General features: G+C 70.2%; 22 protein-coding genes, 1 tRNA gene and 3 pseudogenes. 7 read left to right on the forward strand and 19 right to left on the reverse strand.

Features of this window, described 5'->3' with window-relative positions; translation table 11 throughout:
* Nucleotides 1-122: 122 nt before the first annotated feature.
* From pfkB to IPZ69_RS11445, 3 genes are all read right to left on the reverse strand, one after another.
* A complete protein-coding gene (gene pfkB, locus IPZ69_RS11435) occupies nt 123-1070 on the reverse strand; it encodes a 1-phosphofructokinase (RefSeq protein ID WP_235453951.1) in 948 nt (315 codons plus the stop codon).
* Complete coding sequence (locus IPZ69_RS11440) at nt 1067-1828, reverse strand: DeoR/GlpR family DNA-binding transcription regulator (protein WP_235453952.1); 762 nt, start codon at nt 1826-1828, stop codon at nt 1067-1069. Before IPZ69_RS11440 ends, pfkB begins: the two co-directional genes overlap by 4 nt.
* A gap of 227 nt (nt 1829-2055) precedes the next feature.
* Complete coding sequence (locus tag IPZ69_RS11445) at nt 2056-3576, reverse strand: MFS transporter (RefSeq protein WP_235453953.1); 1521 nt, start codon at nt 3574-3576, stop codon at nt 2056-2058.
* Between the two features lie 62 nt (nt 3577-3638).
* On the opposite strand from IPZ69_RS11445, the gene IPZ69_RS11450 reads away from it, so the two are divergent.
* Entirely contained in the window at nt 3639-4607 is a 969-nt protein-coding gene (locus tag IPZ69_RS11450; protein ID WP_235453954.1) for a helix-turn-helix transcriptional regulator, read from the forward strand.
* A 39-nt stretch (nt 4608-4646) separates the two neighbouring features.
* Here the strand turns inward: IPZ69_RS11450 and IPZ69_RS11455 are convergent, their stop codons facing one another.
* Both IPZ69_RS11455 and IPZ69_RS11460 read right to left on the reverse strand, forming a co-directional pair.
* Nucleotides 4647-5258 carry a TetR/AcrR family transcriptional regulator gene (locus tag IPZ69_RS11455; RefSeq protein ID WP_235454047.1) on the reverse strand — a complete coding sequence of 204 codons (612 nt, stop codon included), beginning with the start codon at nt 5256-5258 and terminating at the stop codon, nt 4647-4649.
* A gap of 632 nt (nt 5259-5890) precedes the next feature.
* A complete protein-coding gene (locus IPZ69_RS11460; protein ID WP_235453955.1) occupies nt 5891-6889 on the reverse strand; it encodes a sigma-70 family RNA polymerase sigma factor in 999 nt (332 codons plus the stop codon).
* A 187-nt stretch (nt 6890-7076) separates the two neighbouring features.
* Here IPZ69_RS11460 and IPZ69_RS11465 point away from each other — a divergent pair, with 187 nt between their 5' ends.
* The gene (locus tag IPZ69_RS11465; protein ID WP_235453956.1) at nt 7077-7595 is read left to right on the forward strand and encodes a GNAT family N-acetyltransferase; all 519 of its coding nucleotides are present in this window, start codon (nt 7077-7079) and stop codon (nt 7593-7595) included.
* 70 nt (nt 7596-7665) lie between these two features.
* Here the strand turns inward: IPZ69_RS11465 and IPZ69_RS11470 are convergent, their stop codons facing one another.
* Entirely contained in the window at nt 7666-8457 is a 792-nt protein-coding gene (locus IPZ69_RS11470) for a dioxygenase family protein (protein WP_235453957.1), read from the reverse strand.
* 116 nt (nt 8458-8573) lie between these two features.
* Here IPZ69_RS11470 and IPZ69_RS11475 point away from each other — a divergent pair, with 116 nt between their 5' ends.
* Entirely contained in the window at nt 8574-9083 is a 510-nt protein-coding gene (locus tag IPZ69_RS11475; protein ID WP_235453958.1) for a MarR family winged helix-turn-helix transcriptional regulator, read from the forward strand.
* A 109-nt stretch (nt 9084-9192) separates the two neighbouring features.
* Here the strand turns inward: IPZ69_RS11475 and IPZ69_RS11480 are convergent, their stop codons facing one another.
* The gene (locus tag IPZ69_RS11480) at nt 9193-10731 is read right to left on the reverse strand and encodes an MFS transporter (RefSeq protein WP_235453959.1); all 1539 of its coding nucleotides are present in this window, start codon (nt 10729-10731) and stop codon (nt 9193-9195) included.
* A gap of 259 nt (nt 10732-10990) precedes the next feature.
* Nucleotides 10991-11635, reverse strand: coding sequence for a TetR/AcrR family transcriptional regulator (locus IPZ69_RS11485; RefSeq protein ID WP_235453960.1), 645 nt, complete (start codon nt 11633-11635; stop codon nt 10991-10993).
* Between the two features lie 700 nt (nt 11636-12335).
* Between IPZ69_RS11485 and IPZ69_RS11490 the strand changes: the two genes are divergently transcribed.
* Together IPZ69_RS11490 and IPZ69_RS11495 are read left to right on the forward strand one after the other, a co-directional pair.
* Entirely contained in the window at nt 12336-13622 is a 1287-nt protein-coding gene (locus tag IPZ69_RS11490; protein ID WP_235453961.1) for a M6 family metalloprotease domain-containing protein, read from the forward strand.
* An 83-nt stretch (nt 13623-13705) separates the two neighbouring features.
* A complete protein-coding gene (locus IPZ69_RS11495; RefSeq protein WP_235453962.1) occupies nt 13706-15442 on the forward strand; it encodes an IclR family transcriptional regulator domain-containing protein in 1737 nt (578 codons plus the stop codon).
* 4 nt (nt 15443-15446) lie between these two features.
* Here the strand turns inward: IPZ69_RS11495 and IPZ69_RS11500 are convergent, their stop codons facing one another.
* The 3 genes and pseudogenes from IPZ69_RS11500 to IPZ69_RS47730 all read right to left on the reverse strand — a co-directional run.
* Complete coding sequence (locus tag IPZ69_RS11500) at nt 15447-15668, reverse strand: hypothetical protein (protein WP_235453963.1); 222 nt, start codon at nt 15666-15668, stop codon at nt 15447-15449.
* A gap of 277 nt (nt 15669-15945) precedes the next feature.
* Complete coding sequence (locus IPZ69_RS46920) at nt 15946-16068, reverse strand: hypothetical protein (protein ID WP_268834478.1); 123 nt, start codon at nt 16066-16068, stop codon at nt 15946-15948.
* A gap of 197 nt (nt 16069-16265) precedes the next feature.
* Nucleotides 16266-16502: pseudogene (locus tag IPZ69_RS47730) on the reverse strand (methyltransferase domain-containing protein); the annotation flags it as partial.
* A gap of 310 nt (nt 16503-16812) precedes the next feature.
* On the opposite strand from IPZ69_RS47730, the gene IPZ69_RS11505 reads away from it, so the two are divergent.
* Nucleotides 16813-16888, forward strand: a tRNA-Arg gene (locus IPZ69_RS11505).
* 131 nt (nt 16889-17019) lie between these two features.
* On the opposite strand, the gene IPZ69_RS11510 is transcribed toward IPZ69_RS11505, so the two are convergent.
* From IPZ69_RS11510 to IPZ69_RS11545, 8 genes and pseudogenes are all read right to left on the reverse strand, one after another.
* Nucleotides 17020-17787: a class I SAM-dependent methyltransferase gene (locus IPZ69_RS11510; RefSeq protein ID WP_235453964.1), complete on the reverse strand. Its 768-nt coding sequence runs from the start codon at nt 17785-17787 to the stop codon at nt 17020-17022.
* Nucleotides 17788-17873: 86 nt separating this feature from the next.
* Nucleotides 17874-19024: pseudogene (locus IPZ69_RS11515) on the reverse strand (tyrosine-type recombinase/integrase).
* Complete coding sequence (locus IPZ69_RS11520) at nt 19024-19206, reverse strand: helix-turn-helix domain-containing protein (RefSeq protein ID WP_235453965.1); 183 nt, start codon at nt 19204-19206, stop codon at nt 19024-19026. Before IPZ69_RS11520 ends, IPZ69_RS11515 begins: the two are co-directional and overlap by 1 nt.
* Nucleotides 19199-19747, reverse strand: a pseudogene (locus IPZ69_RS11525) (replication initiator); the annotation flags it as partial. The pseudogene IPZ69_RS11525 and the gene IPZ69_RS11520, both read right to left, overlap by 8 nt.
* 594 nt (nt 19748-20341) lie before the next feature.
* Nucleotides 20342-21550 carry a cytochrome P450 gene (locus IPZ69_RS11530; RefSeq protein ID WP_235453966.1) on the reverse strand — a complete coding sequence of 403 codons (1209 nt, stop codon included), beginning with the start codon at nt 21548-21550 and terminating at the stop codon, nt 20342-20344.
* A gap of 39 nt (nt 21551-21589) precedes the next feature.
* Nucleotides 21590-22984 carry an NAD(P)/FAD-dependent oxidoreductase gene (locus tag IPZ69_RS11535; protein ID WP_235453967.1) on the reverse strand — a complete coding sequence of 465 codons (1395 nt, stop codon included), beginning with the start codon at nt 22982-22984 and terminating at the stop codon, nt 21590-21592.
* Nucleotides 22974-23201, reverse strand: coding sequence for a ferredoxin (locus tag IPZ69_RS11540; protein WP_235453968.1), 228 nt, complete (start codon nt 23199-23201; stop codon nt 22974-22976). The genes IPZ69_RS11535 and IPZ69_RS11540 overlap by 11 nt, the downstream gene beginning before the upstream one ends.
* Before the next feature lie 322 nt (nt 23202-23523).
* Entirely contained in the window at nt 23524-24180 is a 657-nt protein-coding gene (locus tag IPZ69_RS11545; protein ID WP_235453969.1) for a hypothetical protein, read from the reverse strand.
* Between the two features lie 748 nt (nt 24181-24928).
* Here IPZ69_RS11545 and IPZ69_RS11550 point away from each other — a divergent pair.
* Nucleotides 24929-25276, forward strand: a complete 348-nt coding sequence (locus IPZ69_RS11550) for a hypothetical protein (RefSeq protein ID WP_235453970.1) — start codon at nt 24929-24931, stop codon at nt 25274-25276.
* Nucleotides 25277-25790: the final 514 nt, after the last annotated feature.

Below are 25790 nucleotides of genomic sequence, written 5' to 3' on the forward strand. Positions count from 1 at the left end.
CCGGCGGGCGGCAGGGCGGCTCGGGGTGCCCTGCCGGTCCACGACCGCGGCGGGCGACGGGTGGCCCCACCGCCTCACGGCCGGTGCGAGGAGCGCGGTGGACGCCGTGGTCGTACGGGCGTTCATGACACCGGCTCCGTCAGTTCACGGTCCGTCGGGATCGCCGACGTGACCGTCACCGCCGCCGGGTCCAGGTCGCCCGGCGCGGGCATCTCACTACCGGGCAGCCGGACGGCGGCCGCGCCGTGCGCGACGGCGGAGGCGAGCGCATCCGGCCCGCTGCCGCCCGCGATCAGGAAGCCGGCGAGCGAGGAGTCGCCGGCGCCCACATTGCTGCGTACGACATCCACGCGCGCGCTGCCGAACCAGGTGCCCGTGCCGTCCACGAGCAACTGCCCGTCGGCGCCCAGGCTCGCGAGCACGGCGCGCGCGCCCAGCTCGCGCAACTCCTCGGCCGCCTTCACCGCGTCGCCCACCGTGGCCAGGGGGCGCCCGACGGCTTCGGCGAGTTCCTCGGCGTTCGGCTTCACCACGTCCGGGTGCTCGCGCAACGCCTCCAGCAACGCGGGCCCCGATGTGTCCAGCGCGATGCGTGCGCCGTCGGCGTGCGCCCGCGCGACCACATCGGCGTACCACGCCGGTGCGAGCCCTCTCGGCAGGCTCCCGCAGCACGCGATCCAGTTCGCGTCGCCCGACTGCGCGCGCACCGTCTCCAGCAGCAGTTCCTGTTCGGCCGCCGACAGTTGGGGCCCCGGTGCGTTGATCTTCGTCAGTACCCCGTCCGCCTCCGCGAGCGCGATGTTGGAGCGGGTGGCCCCGGCGACCGGGACCGGCACGACCTCGATGCCCTGCGCGTCGAGCAGGTCGGCGACGAGCGCTCCCGGCGCACCACCGAGGGGCAGCACGGCGACCGTGCGCCGTCCGGCGGCCGCGACGGCTCGCGAGACGTTCACGCCCTTGCCGCCGGGGTCCATGCGCTCGCCGGAGGCACGGATGACCTCACCGCGCTCCAGCGCGGGGACCTCGTACGTGCGGTCCAGGGAGGGGTTGGGGGTGACGGTGAGGATCATGCGCGTACTACTTCCGTGCCGCCGCGCTCGATGGCGGCCGCGTCGTCGGGGCTCAGCCCGCTGTCGGTGATCAGCAGGTCCACGTCGCTCAGGTCGCCGAAGCGGGCGAAGTGTTCCTGGCCGTGCTTGGCGGAGTCGGCCAGCAGGACCACGCGCCGGGCGGCGGCCACCGCGGCGCGCTTGACCGCGGCCTCGGCCAGGTCGGGGGTGGTCAGACCGTGCTCGGCGGAGAAGCCGTTGGCGGCGACGAAGAGGACGTCGGCGCGGATCTCGCCGTACGCGCGCAGCGCCCAGGCGTCCACGGCGGCGCGCGTACGGTGCCGCACCCGACCGCCGACCAGGTGGAGCTGGATGCCCGGGTGGTCGGCGAGGCGGGCCGCGATCGGCAGGCTGTGCGTGACGACCGTGAGCGAGGCCTCCAGGGGGATGGCACCGGCGAGGCGGGCGACCGTCGTACCGGCGTCGAGGATCAGCGTGCCCTCGGTCGGCAGTTCGGTGAGGGCCGCCTTGGCGATGCGGTCCTTCTCGTCGGCCGACGTGGACTCGCGTTCGGCGAGGTCCGGCTCGAAGTCGAGGCGTCCGGCCGGAATGGCACCTCCGTGCACCCGGCGGACGAGGCCCGCGCGGTCGAGGGCCTTCAGATCGCGGCGGATCGTTTCCGCCGTGACCTGGAACTCCTCGGCGAGCGACAGGACGTCCACCCGGCCGCCGTCACGGGCGAGCCGGAGGATCTCTTGCTGCCGCTCCGGTGCGTACATGTCCGTTTGCCTCCGACCAATGCCCGAATCTGTGGTTTCACTGCGAGGCTACGCCCGGATATCCGGAAAGTAAACAGGTTCGGGCCCAATCCGGGCATGAACGGACTTCTGGCCCCGTTCGGACCCCGTTCGGACCCCATGCGAAAGGGCCCGGCACCCGAGGGAGGGTGCCGGGCCCGTGCTCCGGCGAAGCTCAGCGGATCCGAAGCTCAGGAGGTCCTGAGGAATCAGGACACCAGCTCCGGCTGCTTGTCCGCGGTGTCCTCGGCCGGGAGCTCCCCGGCCCCTTCGACATGCTGGGCGGGCCGCTTCGGCAGCGCGAACATCAGCAGGAAGATGACGCCCATCACCCCGGCCACCCACCACAGCGCGTGCTGGAAGGCGTTCACGAAGGCCGGACCCACCTGGGCCCGGGTCAGCCGGTCGTCGATGACACCGAAGAAGACCACCGACACCAGCCCGAGCCCGAGCGCGTTGCCCATCTGCTGCACGGTGTTGATGAGGCCCGAGGCCGAGCCCGCGTGCTCGCGCGGCACCTCCGAGAGCACCGCGTCCGTCAGCGGGGCGACGATCAGACCCATGCCAGCGCCCATGACGACCAGCGGGAGCGCCATCTGCCAGGAGGCGATGCCGAGGCCGTACCGCTCGGACTCCGCGATGTAGATCAGGACACCGGCGGCCATCACCAGCGCGCCGGCCTGCAGCACCTTGCGGCCGAAGCGCGGGACCAGCTTCTGGACCGACATCCCGGCCGCCATCGACACGGCGATCGAGAAGGGCACGCCGGTCAGACCGGCCCGCAGCGGCCTCCAGCCCAGGCCCACCTGCATGTACAGGGTCCACACCAGGAAGAAGATGCCGAGCGCGATGCCGAAGACCGTCTGCACGGCGATGCCCGCCGCGAAGCTCTTCACCTTGAACAGGGACAGCTCGACCAGCGGGGAGCCGTCCCGCGCGCTCTTGCGCCGCTCGTACACCACCAGCCCCGCGAAGACGCCGAGCGCTCCGACCATCGACGCGTAGCCCCACAGCGGCCAGCCCAGCTCACGGCCGCGGGTGAGCGGGTAGAGCAGCATCAGCAGGCCCAGCGTCACCAGCGCGACGCCGACGAGGTCCAGCTTGAGCGCCTTCGGCGCCTTGGACTCCGTGATGAAGCGGCGGCCCAGGGAGAGGGCGACGACGCCGACCGGCAGGTTGATGAGGAAGATGGGCCGCCACTCGAGCCCGAACAGGTTCCACTCCGTCAGCAGCGCGCCGAGCAGCGGACCGGAGACCGCGCCCAGGCCGACGATCGCGCCGAACAGACCGAAGACCTTGCCGCGCTCGTGGGCCGGAAAGGTGGCGTGCACGATCGACAGGACCTGCGGGACCATCATCGCCGCCATCCCGCCCTGCAGGATGCGGGAGGCCACCAGCATCTCCGGGTTCGCGGCGAAGCCGCACAGGGCCGAGGCGAGGGTGAAGCCGCCGACGCCGATGAGGAACAGCCGCTTGCGGCCGTGGATGTCGCCCAGGCGACCGCCGGTGATCAGGCCGGCGGCGAAGGCGAGGGCGTAGCCGGCGGTTATCCACTGGATCTGGCTGAAGGAGGCGCCCTCGTCGTGCTTGATCGACGGGATGGCGATGTTGACGATCGTGACGTCTACGAGGTCCATGAACGCCGCGGTCATCACGATCGCGAGCGCGATCCAGCGCCGGCGGTCACCGGCGTCGGGCTGTGCGAGAGAGGGGGTCTCGGTGGAGGTCATGGCTCAAAGGTAGGACCGCACTAGGTCAGATCGTGTCCTAGTTCTGCGGCATGCTCGAAGGTATGACGACGGACACACCGGCACGGCTGCTGCAGCTCCTGTCCCTCCTCCAGACGCCCCGCGAATGGCCCGGCGCGGAGCTCTCCGAACGCCTCGGCGTCTCCCGCCGCACGGTGCGGCGGGACGTCGACCGGCTGCGTGAACTGGGCTATCCCGTGCAGGCGACGATGGGCGCCGACGGCGGGTACCGGCTGGTCGCGGGCAAGGCGATGCCGCCGCTCGTGCTCGACGACGAGGAAGCGGTGGCCATCGCGGTCGGGCTGCGGGCCGGCGCCGGGCACGCGGTGGCGGGGGTGGACGAGGCGTCCGTACGCGCGCTGGCGAAGCTGGAGCAGGTGCTGCCCTCGCGGCTGCGCCACCGGGTGTCCACGCTTCAGGCCGCGACGACGCCGCTGACCAGCGGGGACGGGGCGAGCATCGCGCCCGAGACACTGACCGTGATGGCGTCCACGGTGGCGGGGCACGAGCGGCTGCGCTTCGCCTACCGAGCCGGGGACGGGACCGAGTCGCGCCGGCTGATCGAGCCGTACCGGCTGGTGTCGACCGGGCGGCGCTGGTACCTCGTGGCGTACGACCTCGACCGCGGCGACTGGCGTACGTTCCGCGTCGACCGAGTGACCAAGCCGTTCGCGACCGGCACGCGGTTCGCTCCGCGCCCGTTGCCGACGGGCGGGGCGGTCGAGTATCTGCGGCGTTCCATCCAAGGGCAGCAGGAGACGTACGAGTTCACGGTCGCGTTCGCCGCGGCGGCCGACGTCGTCGCTTCCCGGCTGCCCGAGTGGCTCGGGGCGCCGGAGCCGGACGGGGACGGGATCGGCTGCGTGCTGCGCGGGTCCACCGGTGAGGCCGTGGAGTGGCTTGCGGTCCGGCTGGTGATGGCGGGGTGCGAGTTCGTCGTGCGGGGGCCCGATGAACTCGTCGCGTGCGTACGGGATTTGGGCGGGCGATTCAGCCGGGCGGCGGGTGGGTGAGCGGCGACCTTCCGGGCCACGGCTTCCCCCACCACCCGCCTAAGCGGGCCGCACCCCGACGTCCCCCCACGGAAAGTCCCGCAGCGCCGCGAGATTTCTCAGGGCCAGGGTCGCCGGGCCCTCCGGACCCGTCGCCGGGGCCGAGGTCATGGACCAGGACTCGACCGCCACCCGTACCGCCGCACACGCGACAGCGGCCGTGAAGTGCAGGTCGGTCGAGTGATCGGCAACGTTGTCGGAGGGCCCCGTCGGAACCAGCCGAGCCGTCAGCACCTGGGTCAGCGTGTGCTCCGAGGTCTGGCAGACCTCCGCCCACACCTTGCCCAGCGCGGGGCTGGTGTGGGCCAGGCGGACGAGGGTGCGGACCCATTCCCAGGAGGCGGCGGAGACGCCGAGGCCGGGGGTGAGGGTCCGGTGGGCCGCGTGTTCCAGGGCCTCGGGCAGCGAGAGTTCCGCGGGTGCCTCGCGCACCGCCTCCACCCAGCACTGCGCACCCGCCGCGTACAGGGGGGCCACCGCCTCTTCCTTGGTGGCGAAGTAGCGGTAGAAGGTGCGCGGCGCGACCCCGGCGGCCTGCGCGATGTCCTCGGCGCGGGTGGCCCGCAGGCCTCGGCTCACGAACAGTGCGGCGGCCGCCCGGGCGATCTCCATCCGGGTCTCGGCCTTGCGGCGCTCGGTCAGCGAGGCCGGGGAGCCCGGGGAGACCGGAGAGCCCGGGGAGACCGGAGGGGCCGAGGAAAACGGCTGCTCCGGGGTTCCGCCGGTGGGGCTGGGGGTGCTCACGGCGGCAGGCTATGCCCATGTGGCAGAATCTGCCATCCGGTGGGCCACCCCGGGGTTCAGGTACGGGGTGGCCCGCCCTTCCACGTTGCCCCTGTGCGGGTCTGCCCCCGGAAGCCGCTCCTGCGAGCGCCCGCGGTGGGCCCCGTGGTCACATGAAAAGGAGCCGAGCTCCGGCACCCGGGGGGAGGGCGCCGAAGCCCGGCTCTGGGAAGGTCCCGGCGCCGGGGGGGAGTGCGTCGGGACGTGGCTCAGGGTGTGGTGGGGTCGGAGGAGTGCGGTCCGAACCCCGAACTCCTGGGCCCTGAAGGGTTGTTCCCGGGGCCCAGAGGGTTGAAGCGGCGGTACAGAGCCATGTTTGCGCTGTCTTCCGCCACCCGGCGTACGCGGGAGGGGCGGTTGTACGCCACCCGGCGTGAAAGAGCCGCACACGCTGCCACGCATGCGGCTCTCTCGCCGCGCCGCCGTGTCTGCCGGTTATGCCATGCCTTGCTCCATGCCGCCTACGCCGCCGCGTCGAAGCCGGTCGAGCGGGCCAGCTTCTTCAGTTCGAGCAGCGCGTGCTTCTCGATCTGGCGGATGCGTTCGCGCGTCAGGCCGTGCTCCTTGCCGACCTCTGTGAGCGTGCGCTCCCGGCCGTCCTCGATGCCGTACCGCATCTTGATGATGGAGGCCGTGCGCTGGTCGAGCCGGCCGATCAGGCCGTCGAGCTCCTCGCTGCGCAGCAGCGTGAGCACCGACTGCTCCGGGGAGACGGCCGAGGTGTCCTCCAGCAGGTCGCCGAACTGGGTCTCGCCCTCGTCGTCCACCGACATGTTCAGCGAGACCGGGTCACGGGCCCAGTCGAGCACGTCGGTGACGCGCTCCGGGGTGGAGCCGAGCTCGGCGGCGATCTCCGCGGGCTCCGGCTCGCGCCCGTGCTCACGGTTGAACTCGCGCTGTACGCGCCGGATCCGGCCGAGCTCCTCCACGAGGTGGACGGGCAGACGGATCGTGCGGGACTGGTCCGCGATCGAGCGCGTGATCGCCTGACGGATCCACCAGGTGGCGTACGTCGAGAACTTGAAGCCCTTGCGGTAGTCGAACTTCTCGACCGCGCGGACGAGGCCCGCGTTGCCCTCCTGGACCAGGTCGAGCAGGGGCAGACCACTGCGCGGGTAGCGCCGGGCCACTGCCACGACCAGACGGAGGTTCGACTTGATGAACACGTCCTTGGCGCGCTCGCCCTCGGCGACGAGGGCTTCCAGTTCCGCACGGGAGGCGTCCGTGGTGGACTCCTCGTATCCGTCGAGGACCTGCCGCGCGAACACACCCGCCTCTATGGTCTGGGACAGCTCGACTTCCTTGGCGGCGTCGAGCAGCGGTGTTCGCGCGATTTCGTCGAGGTACATGCCGACCAGGTCGCGGTCGGCGATCTCGCCGCCATGGGCGCGAACACTGCTTGCCGCGTCGGCCGTCTCGCCGGAGGCGGACTTACGACGGGCGACGGCACGGGTTGCCATGCGTGCTCCCTTGCGATGGTAGGTCAGCGGGTGGTCCAACGAACGCTCGGCACTTGGGGAACTACCGGGACTCTCCATGAGTGCCCTGCGTTCGAAGGAAACAACGACTGGAATCCGGACAGAATTCCCAACCCGTCCTTCAATTTTTCTGATCATGCAGTACCCTGTCCGGCCACAGGGAGGCGAGATGACGTCCGAGCTGGGAGAGGTGCAGGTCAGGCCGGGAGTCGAGAGTGACCTCGAAGTCCTCACGGACCTCTACAACCACTACGTGCGCGAGACGCCCATCACCTTCGACACCGCGAACTTCACGCCCGAGGAGCGCCGCCCCTGGCTGCTCTCCCACCCGGAAGACGGCCCGTACCGCCTGATGGTTGCCGTGGACGTGGACTCACAGCGGATTCTGGGTTACGCCACATCCAGCCCTTACCGCCCCAAGCCCGCGTACTCCACCTCCGTGGAGGTCACGGTCTACGTCGCACCGGACGCCGGGCGGCGCGGCGTGGGCACGCTCCTGTACAAGTCCCTCTTCGAGGCCCTGGCGGACGAGGACCTGCACCGCGCCTACGCGGGCATCGCCCAGCCCAACGAAGCGTCCACGCGGCTGCACGAACGTCTCGGGTTCCGGCACGTCGGCACGTACCGCGAGGTGGGCCGCAAGTTCGGCCGGTACTGGGACGTGGCCTGGTACGAGAAGGATCTCTAGGCCGGCCGGGAGGATCTCCGGGCCGACCGAGAAGATCTCCGGGATTTCCGGGATCGCCGGAATCTCCCAGTCAGCCGAACTGCACCGACCGCTTCGCCATTCCCAACCAGAACCCGTCGATCACCGACTTCTGCGCGTCCAGCTCACCGCCCGCCTCCGCCGCGCCCATGGTGACGAAGAGCGGGGCGAAGTGCTCGGTGCGCGGGTGGGCGTAGCGGCCGGCGGGGGCCTTGTCGAGGAAGTCGAGCAGGGCGTCCCAGTCGCGGGCCTCCAGGGCGCGCCGGCCCCAGTCGTCGAACTCGGAGGACCAGCTGGGGACGCCGTCGCCGGTGTACCGCAGGGCGGCCAGGTTGTGGGTGAAGAAGCCGGAGCCGACGATCAGCACGCCCTCGTCGCGCAGCGGGGCGAGCCGGCGGCCGATGTCCATGAGCCGCACCGGGTCGAGGGTCGGCATGGAGACCTGTAGGACCGGGATGTCGGCCGCGGGGAACATCTCCACGAGGGGGACGTAGGCGCCGTGGTCGAGGCCGCGGTCCGGGATGTCCTGCACGGGCATGCCCGGGGCGCGCAGCAGCTTGCGCACGGACTCGGCGAGTTCGGGGGCGCCGGGCGCCTCGTACGTCACCTGGTAGTAGTGCTCCGGGAAGCCCCAGAAGTCGTACACGAGAGGGACGGTCCTGGTGGCGCCGAGGGCGAGGGGGGCCTCCTCCCAGTGGGCGGAGACCATGAGGATCGCCTTGGGACGGGGCAGGCCTGCGGACCAGGCGGCGAGCTGGCCGGGCCAGACCGGGTCGTCGGCCAACGGCGGCGCGCCGTGGCCGAGGTAGAGGGCGGGCATGCGCTCCTGGGCGACGGCGGACATGACGGCGGCTCCTCACCGGTTGCTTTCTCAGCTATTGCTTTAACTCTCAAGCTCTCCCGAACAGAGTACGCCGCACTTGTTCAAGTTTCAAGGAGATTCCTCGTAGAGTGGGACGCATGAACACGGCATCCGACTCCGCCGCACAGCAGCGCTGGCTCACCGCCGAGGAGCAGCGCGTCTGGCGCTCGTACCTCCAGGCCACCACCCTGCTGGAGGACCACCTCGATCGTCAGCTGCAGCGCGACGCGGGCATGCCGCACATCTACTACGGCCTTCTCGTCCAGCTCGCCGAGGCGCCGCGCCGCCGGCTGCGGATGACCGAGCTGGCGATGATGGCCAAGATCACCCGTTCCCGTCTCTCGCACGCGATCGCCCGCCTGGAGAAGAACGGCTGGGTGCACCGCGAGGACTGCTCCTCCGACAAGCGCGGCCAGTTCGCGGTGCTGACCGACCAGGGCGCCGAGGTGCTGCGGCGCAACGCGCCGGGCCATGTGGCCGCCGTACGCCAGGCGCTGTTCGAGCGGTTGACCCCCGAACAGCAGAAGACCCTCGGCGAGATCATGGAGATCGTCGCCGAGGGTCTTCAGCCCAACGAAGCGGGTGCGGACCTGCCCTGGCTCCGCTGAGCCGCTCACTCGCGGAGCCGGGGCAGGTCCTGGGAGTCGCACGTACGGGGCGTCCCCTCCCCGTGCGCACGGATGGTCCCGAAGGGGTGTCCGGGGTGTCCCGGGTGCCTCAGTGGGCGACCACCGGCACCGGCACCTCGTCCTCGACGCCCTCGCCGGAGGCCACCGCGCCGCTGCCCGGGGTGCCGGCGTTGACGAAGGTCACGACGATGACGGCGGCCAGCACCAGCATGCCGACGGCGAACCAGATCGCGTTGGTGTAGCCGTGCACCGCGCCCTGCATCTGGACCAGCTGCGCCTGCGACTTGGAGGTCGCGCCGGCGATGTGGTCCTTGATGTACGCGGTCGTCGCGGAGGCGGCGATCGTGTTCAGCAGGGCCGTACCGATCGCGCCGCCCACCTGCTGCGAGGTGTTGACCATCGCGGAGGCGACACCGGCGTCCCGGGGCTCGACGCCCAGGGTGGCCAGGGACATGGCCGGCATGAACGCCGTACCCATGCCGAGACCGAGCAGCAGCATCGCCGGCAGGATCGTCGCGGCGTACGACGAGCCGATCTCCAGCTGGGTCATCAGCAGCATGCCGACGGAGGCGACCAGGAAGCCCGGGCCCATCAGCATCCGGGCCGGAACCCGGGTCATCAGACGGGTGCCGATCTGGGTCGAGCCGACCATCATGCCCGCGATCATCGGCAGGAAGGCGAAGCCCGTCTTGATCGGCGAGTAGCCCTTGATGACCTGAAGGTAGTAGGTCAGGAAGAGGAACGTGCCGAACATCGCGATGATCGCGATGCCGAGGGAGAGGTAGATGCCGCCGCGGTTGCGGTCGGTGACCACGCGCAGGGGCAGCAGCGGGGCCTTCACCTTGGCCTCGACGAGGACGAAGGTGAACAGCAGGACGGCCGACGCGACGAACAGCGAGACGGTCAGGGTGTCGCCCCAGCCGTCGGACTCGGCACGGGTGAAGCCGTACACGAGCGAGACCAGACCAAGGGTGGACAGGACGACGCCCGGGATGTCGAGCGGGGAGCGGTTGCGGCCGCCCTCCGGCTCACGGATGACGAAGTACGCGCCGAGCGCGGCGACCACGGCGAACGGGATGTTCACGAAGAACGTCCAGCGCCAGTCCAGGTACTCGGTCAGCACGCCGCCGAGGATGAAGCCCACGGCGCCGCCACCACCGGCGATCGCGCCGTAGATGCCGAACGCCTTGGCGCGCTCCTTGGCGTCCGTGAACATCACGGCGAGCAGGGAGAGCGCGGCCGGGGCGAGCAGGGCGCCGAAGACGCCCTGGAGCGCGCGGGCGCCGAACATCATCGCGCCGGTGGTCGCGGCACCGCCGAGCGCGGAGGCCGCTGCGAAGCCGGTCAGACCGATGACGAAGGCCCGCTTGCGGCCCCACAGGTCGGCGATACGGCCGCCGAACAGGAGCAGACCGCCGAAGGCGAGGGCGTAGGCCGTGACGACCCACTGCCGGTTGCCGTCGGATATGCCCAGGTCCTGCTGGGCGGAGGGCAGGGCGATGTTCACGATGGTCGCGTCGAGGACGACCATCAGCTGGGCGAGCGCGATGAAGATGAGCGCTTTCCAGCGGTTGGCGTCGCCGGTTGCCGCGGCGGCGCCGCGAGCCTTGGCGGCTGTTTCAGACATGGAGATACCCACTTCGGGACTTCGGGACGGAAAAAAGGTGACGGTGAAAGAGACGCGGAACGAGACGAGAGGGATGAGGATTCGGGACCGCCCGCCCTTGAGGACGGCCGGAAGCTTGGTCGTGAGTCTTGGTCGTCAGTGAGGACCGCGGTACGGCCCGGAACTCATCGATCCGGTGCGGGATCGGGTGCGGGATCGGCTGGTCGGATCTAGCTGGGCGGGATCGGGCTTGGTCTGGGCGGGATCGAGCTCGGCGTGATCAGGCTTGGCGCAGGTCCTCCATCGTCACGGCCGTACCGGGCAGGACCGAGCGACCCGGCGCCCGCAGCCCGTCGAGGAACAGCTGCAGATGCCGGTGCACGAAGCGGTCGGCGCTGAGACAGCCCGTACCGGCCGGGGGCCGGCTGAGCTGCGCGACGGCGACCATCAGATCGCCGACACCGACGTCGGCGCGGAGCAGTCCGGCCACCTTGGCCCGCTCCATGAGGTCCTCGACGATCCGCTCGACACGCTCCCGGGCGGCTTCGAGGTCGGGGTGATACTGGTCGAAGGTGCTGGTGACCATCGGGCACAGGGCGCTGATCCGCTCGTCGGCGGCGGCGTGCACGAAGCGCTCCAGCGCGTCGAAGGCGTCACCGCCCTCCGCGAGGGCCTGCTGCGCCGCGCGCACCGTACGGTCCAGGACCGAGCAGACGACCTCGCGGACGAGGGCGTCGCGGTCCGGGAAGTTGCGGTACACCGTGGCATTGCCGACGCCGGCCCGGCGGGCGATCTCGTCGAGCGGCACGTCGGGGCCGTGCTCCACGAACATCTCCCGGGCAGCGGTGACGATCCGCTCCCGGTTGCGCAGGGCATCGGCACGGGGCCGGGGTGCCTTGCGCGTTACGGGGGTGGCGGTCTGCACGGCGCACTCCTAGGTCGACTGCGGTCTCGATCCGGGGAAGGAGTCCCCGTTTCGCTCGGACACAGGTCTAAACGGGGAAACGGTCCCCGGTTATTTCCCGCATCCGAGAAGATTTCTTGTGACCTGAGTCACATATCTGCGGGTGTCCGCTCGCGGGTGTGAAGTCCGCTTCCGGCGGGTGGGGAACTGGCGTCGGGGCGACCGCATCCGGCGGGCAGGACGCCTGCGTCGGGGAGACCGCGTCCGGCGGGCAGGGCACCGGCATCGGGGCGACCGCGCCCCACCGACAGGACACCGGCATCGAGGCGACCGCGCCCCACCGACAGAACACCGACGTCGAGGCAGCCGCGCCCCACCGACAGAACACCGACGTCGAGGCAGCCGCGCCCCACCGACAGAACACCGACGTCGAGGCGACCGCGCCCCACCGACAGAACACCGACGTCGAGGCGACCGCGCCCCACCGACAGAACACCGACGTCGAGGCGACCGCGCCCCACGGACGGAGCACCGGCACCGGGGCGGCGTCCGCGTCCCGCGGCGGGACGTCCACTTCCCGTCGGCGGCACCCCGCGCCTTCCTACCCGTGGGAAACCCACGATCGGTCTCCTCCAGCGCGCGCCCGCGCTCCCCTCGACACAGGGTGATCGCAAGGGTGCAGCCGGAGACCGGTGGCTGCCGTGGAGCGAAAGGCCTCTGCATGCCGCCGCAGCCGCTCGCCCGTCGGATACGCCCGCGCCGTGTGGCCGCCCTCGCGTCCGTGACCCTCCTGACCCTCGCGGTCAGCACCTCGGCCGGACCCGGGCACCTCACGGCGGGCCCCAGCCCCACCGGAGCGGGCCCGATCGCCCTGGCCCGCCGCTCCGTCTTCGGCCCCTGCATGATCAGCGGCACCCCCGACGTCCAGATGACGGAGGGCGTCCCCACCCCGGGCGGCTACTCCCGCTCCACCGGCACCGTCCGCGCCCTGACCCTGATGGTCGACTTCTCCGACGCGCCCGGCGAGGGCGACGCGCTCGACCGCTACCGGGAGTTCTTCCCGCAGACCCAGGACTGGTTCCACGCCGCCTCCTACGGCCGCCTCGACTACCGCCCCGAGACACCGATCCCGCACTGGCTGCGGATGCCGAAGCCGTTCAAGGAGTACGACATACAGCGCGGCGCCCCCTTCGACCCCGGCTACCGCCAGCTCGTCCAGGACATCGTGGCCTCCGCCGACCCCGAGGTGGACTTCCACGCGTACGACCTCGTGAACGTGCTGGTCACCCCGAACGCCGGCCCGTCCGCCCTGGACACCGTCCTGTCCGTGACCTTCGCCGGCAACGCCGAGGCGCCGGTCGCCGACGGCGTCCCCGTCGCGAACGCCTCCTTCGTCTACTCCCGTCAGGACGACGGCTCCGGCACCTACGACCGGACCGGCTACCGCGTCCTCCCCCACGAGAACGGCCACGTCTTCGGCCTGCCCGACCTGTACACCCAGGAGGGCGGGGGCGCGGTCGGCCACTGGGACATCATGAGCGAGGACTGGGGCGCCAACAACGACCTGCTCGGCTGGCACAAGTGGAAGCTGGGCTGGCTGGACGCCAACCAGGTGAGCTGCGCCTCGGCCCGGGGCACCAAGGAGTACACGCTGACGCCGCTGTACCGGACCGGCGGCCCCAAGCTCGTCTTCGTGCCGATCAGCGACCGCACCGGGTACGCCGTCGAACTGCGCGCTCCCGGCGGCAACGACGAGACCGTCTGCCAGCCCGGCGTCCTGATCTACCGCGTCGACGCGGACGTGGACACCGGCCAGGGCCCCATCACCGTGTACGACGCCCACCGCCACTCCGGCGGCTGCACCCGCAGCCCCAACGTCCACGCCGAACTCTCCGACGCCCCTTTCACACCCGGCGAGAGCTTCCAGGACCCGCACACGGGGATCACGATCGAGGTGACGGCGGCGGAGCTGGGTGGGGACTACAAGGTGCGGGTGACGCGGCGGTAGGGGCGGCCGCCGGGATTACCTCAGGTGGGCGGCCGGGCCTGGGATTACCGTAGGCATGCCGCAGACGCCGTACCGGAGACCCGATGCCCGCGAACACCGCACTGGACGCACAGGCCCCGCCGGGAGCCGAGGTGCCGCCGTCCGAGGCGGTCACGCCGCTGATCCGCGGGATCGCCGTGCTGCGACAGCTCACCGAGGCGGGCGGCACCCTGAGCCCGAGCGCCCTGGAGCGGGCCACCGGCCTCGCGCGCTCCACCGTGGACCGCATCACGGCCACCCTCGCCCGCATGGGGTACGTCCGCCTCGACGGCCGGGACGCGGTCCTCGCCCCCCGGGTGATGGAACTGGGCAACGCCTACCTGGCGGCCCTGCGTCTGCCGGCGCTGCTGGACGCGCGCGCGGACGCGCTGGCCGACGAACTCGACGAGTCCGTGTCCCTCGCGGTCGCCGACCGCGACGGCATCCGCTTCATCCACCAGGCGACCCGCCGCCGCGCGATGTCCCTGAGCTTCCGCATCGGCGACCTGCTCCCCGCCGAACGCACCGCGCCCGGCCCGCTGTTCGCGGCCGAGTGGACCGAGGCGGACTGGGCCCGCTGGCACACACGCCGGGCGGCGGACCCACAGGACCGCACCTTCACGGCCGTACCGCCACGCGAGCATCCACGGACGCGCGCGACGCATGCGACGAACGCGGCGGATGCGGCGGGCGCGGTGGACGGGACGGACCATGCGAACTCGGCCGAGTCGGCCGACTCGGCCGACTCGGCCGACTCGGCGGACGAGGTGTTCGTACGGCAGGCGGCGCGGGCGGCCGCCGACGGCTGGGCGTTGGACGACCAGCTGATCGAGCCGGGCCTGGTGGCGCTGGCCGTCCCCGTACGGGACCCGCACACGGACCGGGTGGCCTGCGCGGCGAGCGTGGTCAGCCACACCAGCCGGCACACCGCGGCGGACCTGCGCGACACCCTGCTCCCCCGGCTGCGCGCGGCGGTGGCCGAGATGGAGGCGGACCTGCGCGACGCGCCGCCCCCGCGGCCCGGCCCTCCCCCGTCCGGCCTGGCGACCTGGACGACGGCGTCCAAGCACGAACTGGGCCGGGACTTCATCGAGTCCCTGGCCCGCGGCCTCACCGTCCTGACCGCCTTCGGCGAGGGCCGTTCGGCGCTCACCCTGACGGAGGTGGCGAAGGCGACGGGGCTGGCGCGGGCGACGGCCCGCCGCGCGCTGATCACCTACGAGTACCTGGGCCTGGTGACCGCGGCGCCCGACCGCACGTTCACCCTCACCCCCCGGGTCCTCTCCCTGGGCTTCGCTCCCCTGGCCCGTACGACACTCCCCCGGCTGGCGGCCCCGCACCTGCGCGCCCTGGCGGACCGCCTGAACGAGCCGGTGTCCCTGGCGGTCCTGACGGGCTCGGGTGCCGGCCAGGAGATCCAGTACACGGCCAGGGCCACCACGGCCCGGGTCCTCACGGTCGACATCACGGTGGGCACGCGCCTGCCCGCCGACGCGACCTCCCTCGGCCGCGTGCTCCTGGCGGACGCCCCGGGCTCGCTCCCCGACCCGCTCACGGAGGTCCGCGCGCGGGGCTACGCCCTGGTGGACGAGGAGTTGGAGTCCGGCCTCCGTGCGATCGCGGTACCGGTCCGTGACCGCACGGGCAGGGCGGTCGCGGCGGTGAACGTGGCCACGCATGCGGCCCGCCGCTCCCTTGAGGACTGCGTGACGACGGTCCTGCCGGAGCTGGCGGAGACGGCCGCGCACATCCAGTCCGACCTCGGGACGGCGTCGCGCTTCACTGCGGTGCCGCTGGTGTGACGAGTCAGGAGCCTTCAGCGCCCTCCATGACCAGGGTCCGCAGGGCACTCCTGTCGGTCTTCCCGTTGGCGTTGAGGGGGAGCGAGTCCAGGTGGAGGAAGCGGCGCGGTACGAGGTGGAGCGGCAGCTTCGTGCGCAGCGCGCGGACGAGGTCGCGCCGGCCAACGGGCTGCCCGGTGTGGCAGGCGACCAGTTCGGCGACGCCGTCCCACTGGGCGACGACCACGACGGCGTCGCGCCGCGCCGCCCCCGCTGGTCGTCAAGCCGCCCCAGGTGGACCAGCTGCCCGTCCTCGACGCTCACCCGGTCTCCGGTACGGAAGTAGCGCGCCGAGCCGAAGAGCGGCCAGATACCCGGCGAAGGCCAACACAGTGCCCCGGGCGGCGAACAACCCGACCCGGGCGACTGGAGGATGCGCGTCCCGGATCATCTCGGCGACCGCGCTGGAGAGATCCCGCAGCTGACGGTAGGTCAGCGTGCAAAGAGCGTGTACAGACCGCCCCTCACGCCTCCCTCCCCTCGGACACATCGAACACATCGGACCGGAACTCGTAGAGGACGTAGTCGATGTCCATCTCCCCACCCGAGATCCCGGTACCGGGCGCGTCGATGGAAAGCCGCAACACCTCCCGCCGATACACGGCCCCACGAATCCCGCCGCTGCGGCCAGCGCCATCAACCGCGAACTGTTCCCCAGGGCCTCACTGAACCCGAGGAACACCCGAGCGCCATCGGCCATGTACCTGCGGTGCGCGTCGTAACCGGCATCGAAAACGGCGTAGTCGAGCTGAGCCTCGTAAGGATGGTCGGCCGGAGCTTCGGCAAAGGGAGAATTCCAATAAACAAGGTCAAAGGTCCCGGAGCCCCCGGAGATCCCGGAGATCCCGGAGAAGAGATCACTACGCAGGACGGTGACACGGTCGCTCACCCCATGCCGGACAGCGTTCAGCCTGGCGTTCTCCACCGCTGCCGGACTGATGTCCAAAGCACAGACCCGAGAGCACCCGTTCAACGCGGCGGTGACGGCGGTGACCCCCGCCCCACAGCCCACTTCGAGAAAGGAGTCGGCCTCGTCGTACGGAAGTCAGGAAGTGAACAGCCGAGTGGCGATCGCGCTCCCCGGCCAGCAGTACCCGCCACCCCACCCACGGAAACGTCACGCCAACCGACCCCGCGCCACCTCACCGGACAAACCCCACCCGACGACCAACCCGCCCAACGCTGCGGCCGCCGCACCACCAGCCGCTACACTGTGGTCGGTGGCATAGCTGCACCCCAGCCCTGCCACAGCAACACGGCCGGAATCCTGCCTGCCAAGGCCCGCCATCCAGGCACCAAGGTCAGACACGTTCCCGACCCATCCCAGCCTTGCCTTCGTAGCTCAGGGGATAGAGCACCGCTCTCCTAAAGCGGGTGTCGCAGGTTCGAATCCTGCCGGGGGCACCAGGCAAAAGGCCCCGGACCGATCTTGGTCCGGGGCCTTTGACATCCAGGTTTGACATCAACGGGGGCGGTCACCGGCGACTGGGACGCCTCCTGAACGTCGTGGCAAACGGTCGGCAGGGCGGTGGAATCACCTACTTGCCGGCGCGCGCCACGAGCAGCGGCTGGAAGAAGCCCGACTCATGCGGCATCAGCCACTCGGGGTCCACAAACCCCGCGTCGGTCACGAGGCCGACGAGCCGGTCCCGGCCGAGCGCCCAGTAGACGGTCCGACGGACCTTGACGCGCCAATCTCCGCCGGTCGGCAGCAGTTGGAAGTGCTCCACGTCGTAGTGTTCGCCGTCCTCGTGCCAGTGCCAGAGCTGGAACGTGACGGTCCGTTCTCCCCCGTCAATCGGCTGGTGGACCTGTGGAGGCGCTGAAGCGGGTCGGTCGCGCAGCAGGTCGTCGTAGGGGCGCGTGCTGAGCAGCAGCAGGCCGGCGGGACGCAGCACGCGGCGCATCTCCGCCAGAGCGGCGTGGACGTCCTGCTCCGTCAGCAGGTGGGGCAGGGCGTTGTCGGCGCAGACGACGGTGTCGAACCGGCCGTCGGGAAACGGCAGGCGTCGCATGTCTGCGGCAGCCGTGCGCAGCGTCACGTTGCGGTGGGCGGCCTCACGGGCAGCGCGGGCGGCGGCACGAACGCTGAGGTCCGTACCGGTGACGCGGTGCCCGCGCAGCGCCAGACCGATGGCCTGCGTGCCGATGCCACAGGAGCAGTCGAGCACTGACGCGTTGCGCTGGCCTATCAGGCCGTCCAGGGCATCTCCCTGCCGACGAATGCCTGCGTCCCAGTCTGCGTAGATCAGGTGGTAGTCATCAGCCAGCTCGTCATAGAAATGTGCCACCGAGGTCTCGGACATGACCCGAGGCTACGGTGCGTAAGCCCCAGCGCAAGGGCCCCGGACCGATCACGGTCCGAGGCCCTGGACGCGGCTAACGCCGGTGGTCACTGGCGACGGGGACGTTTCCTGAGCAGCCGGTCCATGTGGCTCATGGCCTCACGCTGGGTGTCCTGCACGACGTGCGTGTAGACATCCATGGTGATGCTGATCTGGGAGTGGCCCAGGATCTCCATCACGACGCGGGGCGGGACTCCGGCCGCCGTGAGAAGGGTGGCCGTGCCGTGGCGGGCGTCGTGCAGCCGGATCACGCGGAGGCCGGCGAACTCGGCGACGCGGGTGAAGGAGCGATAGAGGTTGCGCGGCCCGACGGGGCGGCCGGTGCGGGTGGCGAAGACGTAGTCCGAGTCCTGCCACCTCTCCCCTGCCTTGGCGCGAGTGGCCGCCTGCCGCATGCGGTGCCAGCGCAGCGGCGCGATGCAGAGGGCAGGCAGCGGGACGGCGCGGCGACGACGGCTCTTGGGGTCGTCGTCGTACAGGACGCCACGACGACGCTGAACCTGGTGGCGGACGTACACGACGCGGTTGTCGAGATCGACGTCCGACCAGCGAAGGCCGACGATCTCTCCACGGCGCAGGCCCATAGCGATGGCGAGGACGAAAGCCGCGTAGAGCGGGTCCTTCCGGGAAGCAGCGAGGAAGTCGAGCGTCTCGTCCAGGGTCCAGGGGTGCAGCTCGGGTGTATCCGTGCGGGGCGGCTCAACGAGCTTGGCCACGTTGCGCGTGATCAGTTCTCGCGGCATGCGGAGGACAGCGCGGAGCGAAGAACTCGGTGCGATTCCTTGGCCGTTGCCGAGGTGGTGTCCTTCTCCAGGCGGACGAGGAACCGGCGAACGTCGGCGACGCCGAGGGATTCGAGCCGCTTGGCACCGATGAGGGGCACCAGGTAGAGCCGGACGTGCGCCTCGTACTTGTCGAAGGTGCTGAGCTTCCGCCGGGGCTTGATGACGTTGTCCAACCAGTACGGCAGCCACTCCGAGAGCTTGGCCGACTTCGTGGGCACGGGCACGCCCTGGTCCACCTTGTCGAGCAGCTCACGGCGCTTGGCGTCGCACTCGGCCCAGGTCTTGCCGTAGGCGAACTTGCGGGCGCGGGTGCCGTCCGGCTGAAGCACGTAGACCGCGCACTGAAAGCGGCCGTCCTTGCGCTTGGTGATGGTGCCGGCGCCGTTGGGGTTGCGCTTGCGCTGCTGAGCCATCAGGCAGCCGCCTCCAGTTCGTTGGCGATGTAGTCGTGGACAGCCCGCACCGGGATGCGGCGGCACCGGCCGATGGTGATCGAGGGCAAGCGGCGGGAGCGGATGAGGTCATAGACCGTGGAACGGCCGAGCTTGAGCCGCCGCATCACGTCGGGCACGGTCAGCAGCTCGTCGTCATGCATGGGTCGGCTCTCCTTCGGTTCCGGGAGCAGGTTCGAGGGATTCGGCTAGCCAGGCTTCGGCGTCGGAGAGGCCGGTTCCGGCGAAGACCCAGTGGGCAAGGACGTACGTCGTGTCGGTCTCGCGCTTGGGCTGGGCTGCGGCTACTTGAGCTCGCCGCCATTCGGCCCGGGCGTCGCGGAGGGCGCCGAGGGTGGTGGAGTAGCGGCGGGACTTGGTGGAGAAGTGGCCGCGGAAGCCGAGCATGTGGGCCCAGGCGCGCAGGCGGAGGTGTTCCAGGTCCTTGCGTGCGCCGAGGGTCCAGGCGGTCCGGATGAGACGGCGGGCGTGGTCGCTGATGTCGAGCTGGGCCAGCTCTGCAGCGAACTTCAGCGGCCGGTCGAGAGCTCCCGTCGCGGTCTCCGCACCCTTGGTCGCGTACTTGGCGATGTACGCGGCGACCGCCCGTTCGGTCAGCTCCTGGCCGTCGTTGAAGTCGGCGGATCGGATCGTGCGGACGTCGAGTTGGCGGCCGAAGGCGAAGGTGTGCGCGCGTCCGTCGATGGACGTCGCCGACCGCGGGTACGTAGGAGGTGCGCGCGGGGAGCTCCCATCCCGTCCGCCGCCGACCCAGGCAAAGCCGAGCAGACGCGGTCCATGGCGTCCAGGTCGTTCGTACAGTGGCGCGCTCCACCTGGACGCCATGAACCACGCCCGCTCCACGGTGTGTGGGTCGACGGCGGACGGGATGGGAGCTGGGGAGAGCGGTGGGCTGAGGTAGTGAATCGGGGGCGAGCGTCGCCCATCCTGCGGGCCGTCTAGTCCAGAGTGTGCGCTTCATTTCGATACTCAGCTGCAGCCAACCGCAGGTCGCGCGCAAGGTCATCGTCGATGCCAACGACAGCCTCGGCGGACCTATCCAATCTGGCCGCCTCACGGCGCAAGTAACCCGCCATGAGGCGACTTGTAGCAGGTTCGGTGAGGCGGTAGAGCCAGCCCATCCGGGTGCTCTTCCCACCGCGTTCCAGCAGCCGCTACAAGACGGGGCGACGGCGGAGGCGATGGCTGCTGGGCTAGTTGGTGGCTTGAGTAAGGCGGACGAAGTAGCGAATGGCGCCCTGTACGACATCAAGAGACGACCACAGTGGCGCACGTGGCTCAGGCTGTGAGCCCTTCGATGGCGACGGGGAGGTGGCGTGGGCCGCGCAGCACCGCGTTGGCGCGATACGGCGGCGGGTCCTGAAGCAGCCGGGAGAACTTGACCCGGCGGAACAGTTCGGGCACGGCCAGATGGAGTTCGATACGGGCGAGAGGGGCGCCGAAGCAGTAGTGGATGCCGGTGTACATGCCCAGGTGCTCGTTGTCTTTACGGTCGGGGTCGAACCGGTCGGGGTTCTTGAAGCGTTTGGGGTCACGGTTGGCGGCGGCCAGCATGAGCCAGACCGGGGAGCCCTTAGGGATGGTGGTGCCGGCGACGTCGATGTCGTCCAGGGCGGTGGTCCACGGGACGAACTGGACCGGGGACTCGTAGCGCAACACTTCCTCGATGAGCGGGACGGCGAGGTCCGGATCCTTCAGGAAGCGGTCGAGGATGTCGGGGTGGCGCAGCAGGGTGAGGGTGGTGTTGGTGATCGCGTTGACGGTGGTCTCGTGGCCGGCGACCAGGAGCAGCACCGCGGTGGCTTCCAGGTCTGCCGGTGTCATCTCGGGGGCGAGCGCGCTGAGGATGCCGGGGCCGGGGTGTCGGCGTTTGGTCTCGATGAGGTCGGTCAGGTAGGCGCCCAGGTCCTGGCGCGCCCGCTGTGCCTTTTCCTGGCCGCTGCCGCCGCCGGCTTGGGGATCGACTCCGGACGCGAGTGCGTCGGCCCAGCCGTGGAAGCGGGGTTCGTCCTCGCGCGGCACGCCCAGGACCTTGCAGATGGCGGTGACGGGGAGGGGGTAGGCGAAGTCCTCGACGATGTCGACCTCGTCCCTGCCCTCGAAGGCGTCGAGCAGCTCGGTGACGACCTTGGCCAGCTCGCCGCGCAGGCCGTCGAGGAATCTGGGGCTGTGCGGAGGACCGAACGGCCGGGTGATGGTCTCGCGCAGCCGGTCGTGCACCGGCGGGTCGGTGAAGATGAAGCTGGGCGGGAGGCCGCTCTCCGGGGGCGGTTGCCCGGGGCGGCCATAGCCGGGCGGGCGGTTGCTCGTGTCGTTGCTCAGCCGTGGGTCGTTGGCCAGGTTCCGCACCTCGTAGTAGGTGCTGACCAGGAAGGTGCCGTCGTCCTCCCGCCTGACGGGTTGCTTGCGCAGCTCCGCGTAGAGCGGGTAGGGATCGGCTCGATTGGCGTAGTCGGTGATCTGCGCGGAGAGGGTACCGGACGTCATGGGGACTCCTGAGAGCTCCGGGCGGTTCAGGGTCGGTGGTCAGGCGTGCGACGGAATGAACGAGACGCGCCGCCCGCTCGGTGAGTGGCCTGTCAGCGTGACCGTGGCCCCGTGGGTGGGCAGATGGGGGTCAGGGAAGGCCGGGTCGATCGGATGCAGCGTCTCGGTCCGGCGGTCGACCGTGCGGTACTCCGGCGGGAACGGCGCCCCGGACGCGATCTGCTGTTCGTAGAACCCGAGCCACTTGGCTCCGTCGAAGGACGCCGCGGCGATGACGCGACCCCGGTAGCCGTACACCGCCACGAACCGTTCCGCGGCGAGCGCCCCCTGGGCGACGACCAGCTGGTCGCCGAGCGAGGGAACACCCACCGACTTGATGTTGACACCGAACTGGGAGGACCAGAACATCGGCAGCCACAGGTGCGGACGGCGGTCCGGCCCCGCACAGATCATGTTGTGCGCGGCGATCTCGGCCTGTTCGACCGCGTTGCCCCAGTGCTCCAGCGCCAGGAACTGGTAGTCGAACAGCGGGTGGGGGCTGCGGGCGACGTCACCTGCGGCGTAGATGTCGTCGGTGACGATGCCGTTGACGTCGAACACCCGGCACCCCGCGTCGCATGCCACCCCTCGGGGCCCCGCCGCAACCCCCGAGCCGGCGAGCCATTCCGTGTTCCGCATGGCACCCAGCGAGACGACCGCCACCTCCACGTCGAGCGCCGAACCGTCGGACAGATGGGCGCGCCTGAGCCGACCCACATCGTCACCCTCTAGAGCGGTGACGCTGACGCCGCAGCGCAGGTCGACCCCGTGCTTGCGCTGCAGCCGGTCCGCGACCGCGCCGATCACTCCGCCGAGCGCGCCCACCAGCGGTGCCGGGCCGCGCTCGGCGACCGTGACCTCGAGGCCCAGCTCCCGGCAGGCGGAGGCGACCTCGGAGCCCGTGAAACCGGCGCCGATCACCAGCACCCGAGACACGCCGCCTGTCAGCTTCCGGCGCAGGCGGGCGGAGTCGTCCCGGGTACGCAGCACGAACACGCCGTCCAGCGCGGCCTCTTCCGGGTGGAACCAGGGCCGGGCCCTGGTCCCGGTGGTGATCAGCAGGCGGTCGTAGGGGACGGTGTCACCGTTCGTCAGCCGTACCTGTTTGGCGTCCCTGTCGAGGCTCTCGGCGGCGACGCCCAGACGCCATTCGGCGTCGATGTCGCGCCGTCGCGGCAGCGCGGTGTCCTCGGGCTGTGCCCGCCCGAGCAGTGCCTGCTTGGACAGCGGGGGCCGGTCGTAGGGTTCGTACGGCTCGTCGCCGATCATGGTCAGCGATCCGGTGAAGCCCTGCTCGCGCAGGGTCTCCGCCGCGCGCAGGCCGGCCAGTGAGGCACCGACGACGACAATGCGGCCCTGGCGCCGCAGAAGCTGGACGTCCGTGTCAGCCGACATGGGGCTCTACCCGCTTCGTCGGCTCGTCGGAGTAGTCGACCAGGATGGCCTGGACCGGGCAGGCGGCAGCGGCCTTCTCCACCCGGTCCTGTTGTGCCTCGTCGAAGCGAGGGGAGAACAACAGTGCCTCCTCTCCGTGGAGGGAGAAGACGTCCGGGGCGAGGAAGACGCACTGAGCGAATCCCTGGCACCGGTTGAGATCGACGACAAGCCTCATCTGGAACACGCTCTCTGGCGGGCCGCGGTCGCTGTCGGCTGCGCGGTCCTTGCGCTCGGTTCACACGATTGGTGGGCATGCCTCAAATCCAGGATCGCCCCGCCCAGCGGGGGCCTGCAAGGCGAGGGTTCGGGAGCCCGGGCCTCGCACGAGGCGGATAGTTCGGGACTGCGGGGTCGTGCCAGACGTGTGCCAGATCATAGGGGGAACTGCGGGGGACACCGGGGAGTCAACGGACCCGCTAACAGACGTCGAAACGCCTCCGCTCCAGGTCAGACCAGCAGCGGGCCCGAAATCACCTCAGCTTCCCAAGCTCAGAGCTTCAGCCGGATGTCCGCTGAGTCGCTGCTTCCCGGCCGTTCAAAGCATGGCTGATCTCCGAGAGGCGGCCCTCGGGCAGAGCGAAGGCGTTGCCGGGGTTTCGATACGAGTGCCCACCGTCGTTGATGCAGACGCCGTCTGCCAGCCGCCAGTGAGCAGGAGACCACTGGCCCTGGTTATCCAGAAGCATGCTCGCCACTTCGGCAGTCTCTTCGATCACGGTGAGAGCTGTGAGCGCGGTGGTGAGGGCAACGGTTGCGTCGTCGGGAAGTCGCGCGTCGCCGAGTGTCGGGAAGAGCAGCAAGAGACGGGCATCAAGGTCGGCAACGCCCTCCGTGGCCGGCTGTCGGGCAGTGGACAGCAACTCCGGCCAGGCCATGCCAGGCCCCATGAAGTGACCGTCATCCACGGCAAGGGTTTCCGCTGCGGACCACGCCGGGTGATGGATCAGGTAATCCACCCCGCGGTCGCCCTCGATGTTGCGGTAGACGACCAGGATCGTGTGACCTGAGGACAGAGGCACGCTGAACACCGGCCACTCCCGCTCGGCGGACAGCACGTGATACAGCTCCATTGCCGCGTCCCAGTCGGCACCGAACGCAGCTCGCTGTGCATCTTCATCGCGCAAGCAGGAGCCGAGGTGCACGGGCCAGAACAACGGATCGTCCAGGTAAGCAGTGCCCTACACCAGAGGGCCACCTTCGTAACCGGGGATCTTCAACACGTGAGGATGATGGCACGAGGGGCAGACACCGCCTCGGGGTTCGAGGCTCGGCCGCCCAGTCTCAGTTTCCGTCTCATTCAACACTGTTCGCCGACGTTCAGCCGAGATCAAATGGCCGCTCCCGGCCACGGGCCAGCTGCCCATGAACCCAGGTGAACGCCCAGCACGTACGCCGACACCCCACCACAGTTGGAAAGCGTGCACCTGTCATCGACCCGGGACAGAGGTGGTACGCGGTCGGCGCTGGCAGGTCACTGCTTGGCCATCGACGAAGCCCAGCCGTCGGTTAGGTCCCGGACGAGTCTCCGGGCCGCCCCCAGACAGGCCAGGGATGCAACCATTCCCTTCAGAGCTGGAACCCCCGGAAGCCGACCGCGCGCCAGAGACCATAGCCGTCGGCGCTGACAACGAACCCGACAGTGATCGACCGTCAGCTGTGGCCAGTTGGCCCCGCACCACAACCGCACCAGATCGAGCGGGGAACTACGGGGAATCACGGTAAAGACAGCCGAGCCCGACAGGACTCGATCCAGACCGTTCGTCCAGGTCAGCGCGCGAACCCGCTGCAAATGACCGCAGCTTCCCAAGCTGAGAGCTGAGCCGCCAGCGCCGCCTGTGTGCTTCCGTGCGCCCCCGGTCGCGCCACCCCAGCATCCCGGACACCACAGAACGATGACCTCGCATGAAGGGATTCGGGAAGTACTGGGGTTGGATCGTCTTCGCGATACTCATTGCCGGCTGGTTGACCTTCGACTTCGGTCCAGTCGCGCTCATCGTCCTGTCCGGGGTCAGCGCCTTCTACTTCTTCTTCAACGTGCCCGTCTGGTGCGGTGCGGAGGGCCGCACCAGCTCATGCCGCAACAACAGCTATGGGGCTCTCATGGGTTGCCACCTTCGCCAGCACAAGTGGCAGAAGCTCAAGATGCTTTTCTGGAGCGCGCGTTGGCACGGCTCCGGCAGGAGCTTTTCCAGAACGCGACCACCACCCTCGCCAGCGTGGGCGGCATCCTGGCGATCACGTCAGGCATAGCGGCTACGTTGCAGCCACTGTTCGGTGGGGGTTGGTGACGGAGCCATCTAACATCCACGTCTGACATCAGCGGCAGCAGACGCAGGTACGCCGGGGAGACCGTTCGTGGCGCCCCGCATGGGCCGCCAAGAGCTCCCTGCACGGGGATCGAACTCCTAAAGCGGGTGTCGCAGGTTCGAATCCTGCCGGGGGCACCACAAAATTGCAGGTCAGCGCGCTAAAGGCCTTCCAGGGAACCACCCTGGAAGGCCTTTGGGTGCGGAATGGGAACGTCCTGGGAACATTGAACTGCGCATTAGTCGTACTTCGGACACTTATTAACGATCTGACGGAAAGTCCCCGTCGGCCAGACGAGCCTCAGAGTCGGCGACGACCGGGAGAGACCGCCGACACCTGCGGCCGATCTCCTTCCTCCCATGCCGGCCCGATCTGGCTGCGTCTGCCCCGACCTCCTCGACGCCGATGCTGAATCACCGGCCCCATGCGCCCCGCCGGAGACGGCGCACAGGCGTCG

The sequence above is a fragment of the Streptomyces olivochromogenes genome (assembly GCF_021538895.1).
In the GTDB taxonomy this organism is placed as follows: Bacteria; Actinomycetota; Actinomycetes; order Streptomycetales; family Streptomycetaceae; genus Streptomyces; species Streptomyces olivochromogenes_A.

Coding starts and splice junctions, on each gene's coding strand:
- IPZ69_RS11490 (WP_235453961.1), top strand. CDS start 12,336: ATGCCGCCGCAGCCGCTCGCCCGTCGGATACGCCCGCGCCGTGTGGCC.
- IPZ69_RS11470 (WP_235453957.1), bottom strand. CDS start 8,457: ATGTCCGCCGTCGCCCAGGAGCGCATGCCCGCCCTCTACCTCGGCCAC.
- IPZ69_RS11510 (WP_235453964.1), bottom strand. CDS start 17,787: ATGTCCGAGACCTCGGTGGCACATTTCTATGACGAGCTGGCTGATGAC.
- IPZ69_RS11495 (WP_235453962.1), top strand. CDS start 13,706: ATGCCCGCGAACACCGCACTGGACGCACAGGCCCCGCCGGGAGCCGAG.
- IPZ69_RS11475 (WP_235453958.1), top strand. CDS start 8,574: ATGAACACGGCATCCGACTCCGCCGCACAGCAGCGCTGGCTCACCGCC.
- IPZ69_RS11530 (WP_235453966.1), bottom strand. CDS start 21,550: ATGACGTCCGGTACCCTCTCCGCGCAGATCACCGACTACGCCAATCGA.
- IPZ69_RS11445 (WP_235453953.1), bottom strand. CDS start 3,576: ATGACCTCCACCGAGACCCCCTCTCTCGCACAGCCCGACGCCGGTGAC.
- pfkB (WP_235453951.1), bottom strand. CDS start 1,070: ATGATCCTCACCGTCACCCCCAACCCCTCCCTGGACCGCACGTACGAG.
- IPZ69_RS11540 (WP_235453968.1), bottom strand. CDS start 23,201: ATGAGGCTTGTCGTCGATCTCAACCGGTGCCAGGGATTCGCTCAGTGC.
- IPZ69_RS11455 (WP_235454047.1), bottom strand. CDS start 5,258: ATGGAGATCGCCCGGGCGGCCGCCGCACTGTTCGTGAGCCGAGGCCTG.
- IPZ69_RS11460 (WP_235453955.1), bottom strand. CDS start 6,889: ATGGCAACCCGTGCCGTCGCCCGTCGTAAGTCCGCCTCCGGCGAGACG.
- IPZ69_RS11465 (WP_235453956.1), top strand. CDS start 7,077: ATGACGTCCGAGCTGGGAGAGGTGCAGGTCAGGCCGGGAGTCGAGAGT.
- IPZ69_RS11520 (WP_235453965.1), bottom strand. CDS start 19,206: ATGCATGACGACGAGCTGCTGACCGTGCCCGACGTGATGCGGCGGCTC.
- IPZ69_RS11450 (WP_235453954.1), top strand. CDS start 3,639: ATGACGACGGACACACCGGCACGGCTGCTGCAGCTCCTGTCCCTCCTC.
- IPZ69_RS11440 (WP_235453952.1), bottom strand. CDS start 1,828: ATGTACGCACCGGAGCGGCAGCAAGAGATCCTCCGGCTCGCCCGTGAC.
- IPZ69_RS11535 (WP_235453967.1), bottom strand. CDS start 22,984: ATGTCGGCTGACACGGACGTCCAGCTTCTGCGGCGCCAGGGCCGCATT.
- IPZ69_RS11550 (WP_235453970.1), top strand. CDS start 24,929: ATGAAGGGATTCGGGAAGTACTGGGGTTGGATCGTCTTCGCGATACTC.
- IPZ69_RS11480 (WP_235453959.1), bottom strand. CDS start 10,731: ATGTCTGAAACAGCCGCCAAGGCTCGCGGCGCCGCCGCGGCAACCGGC.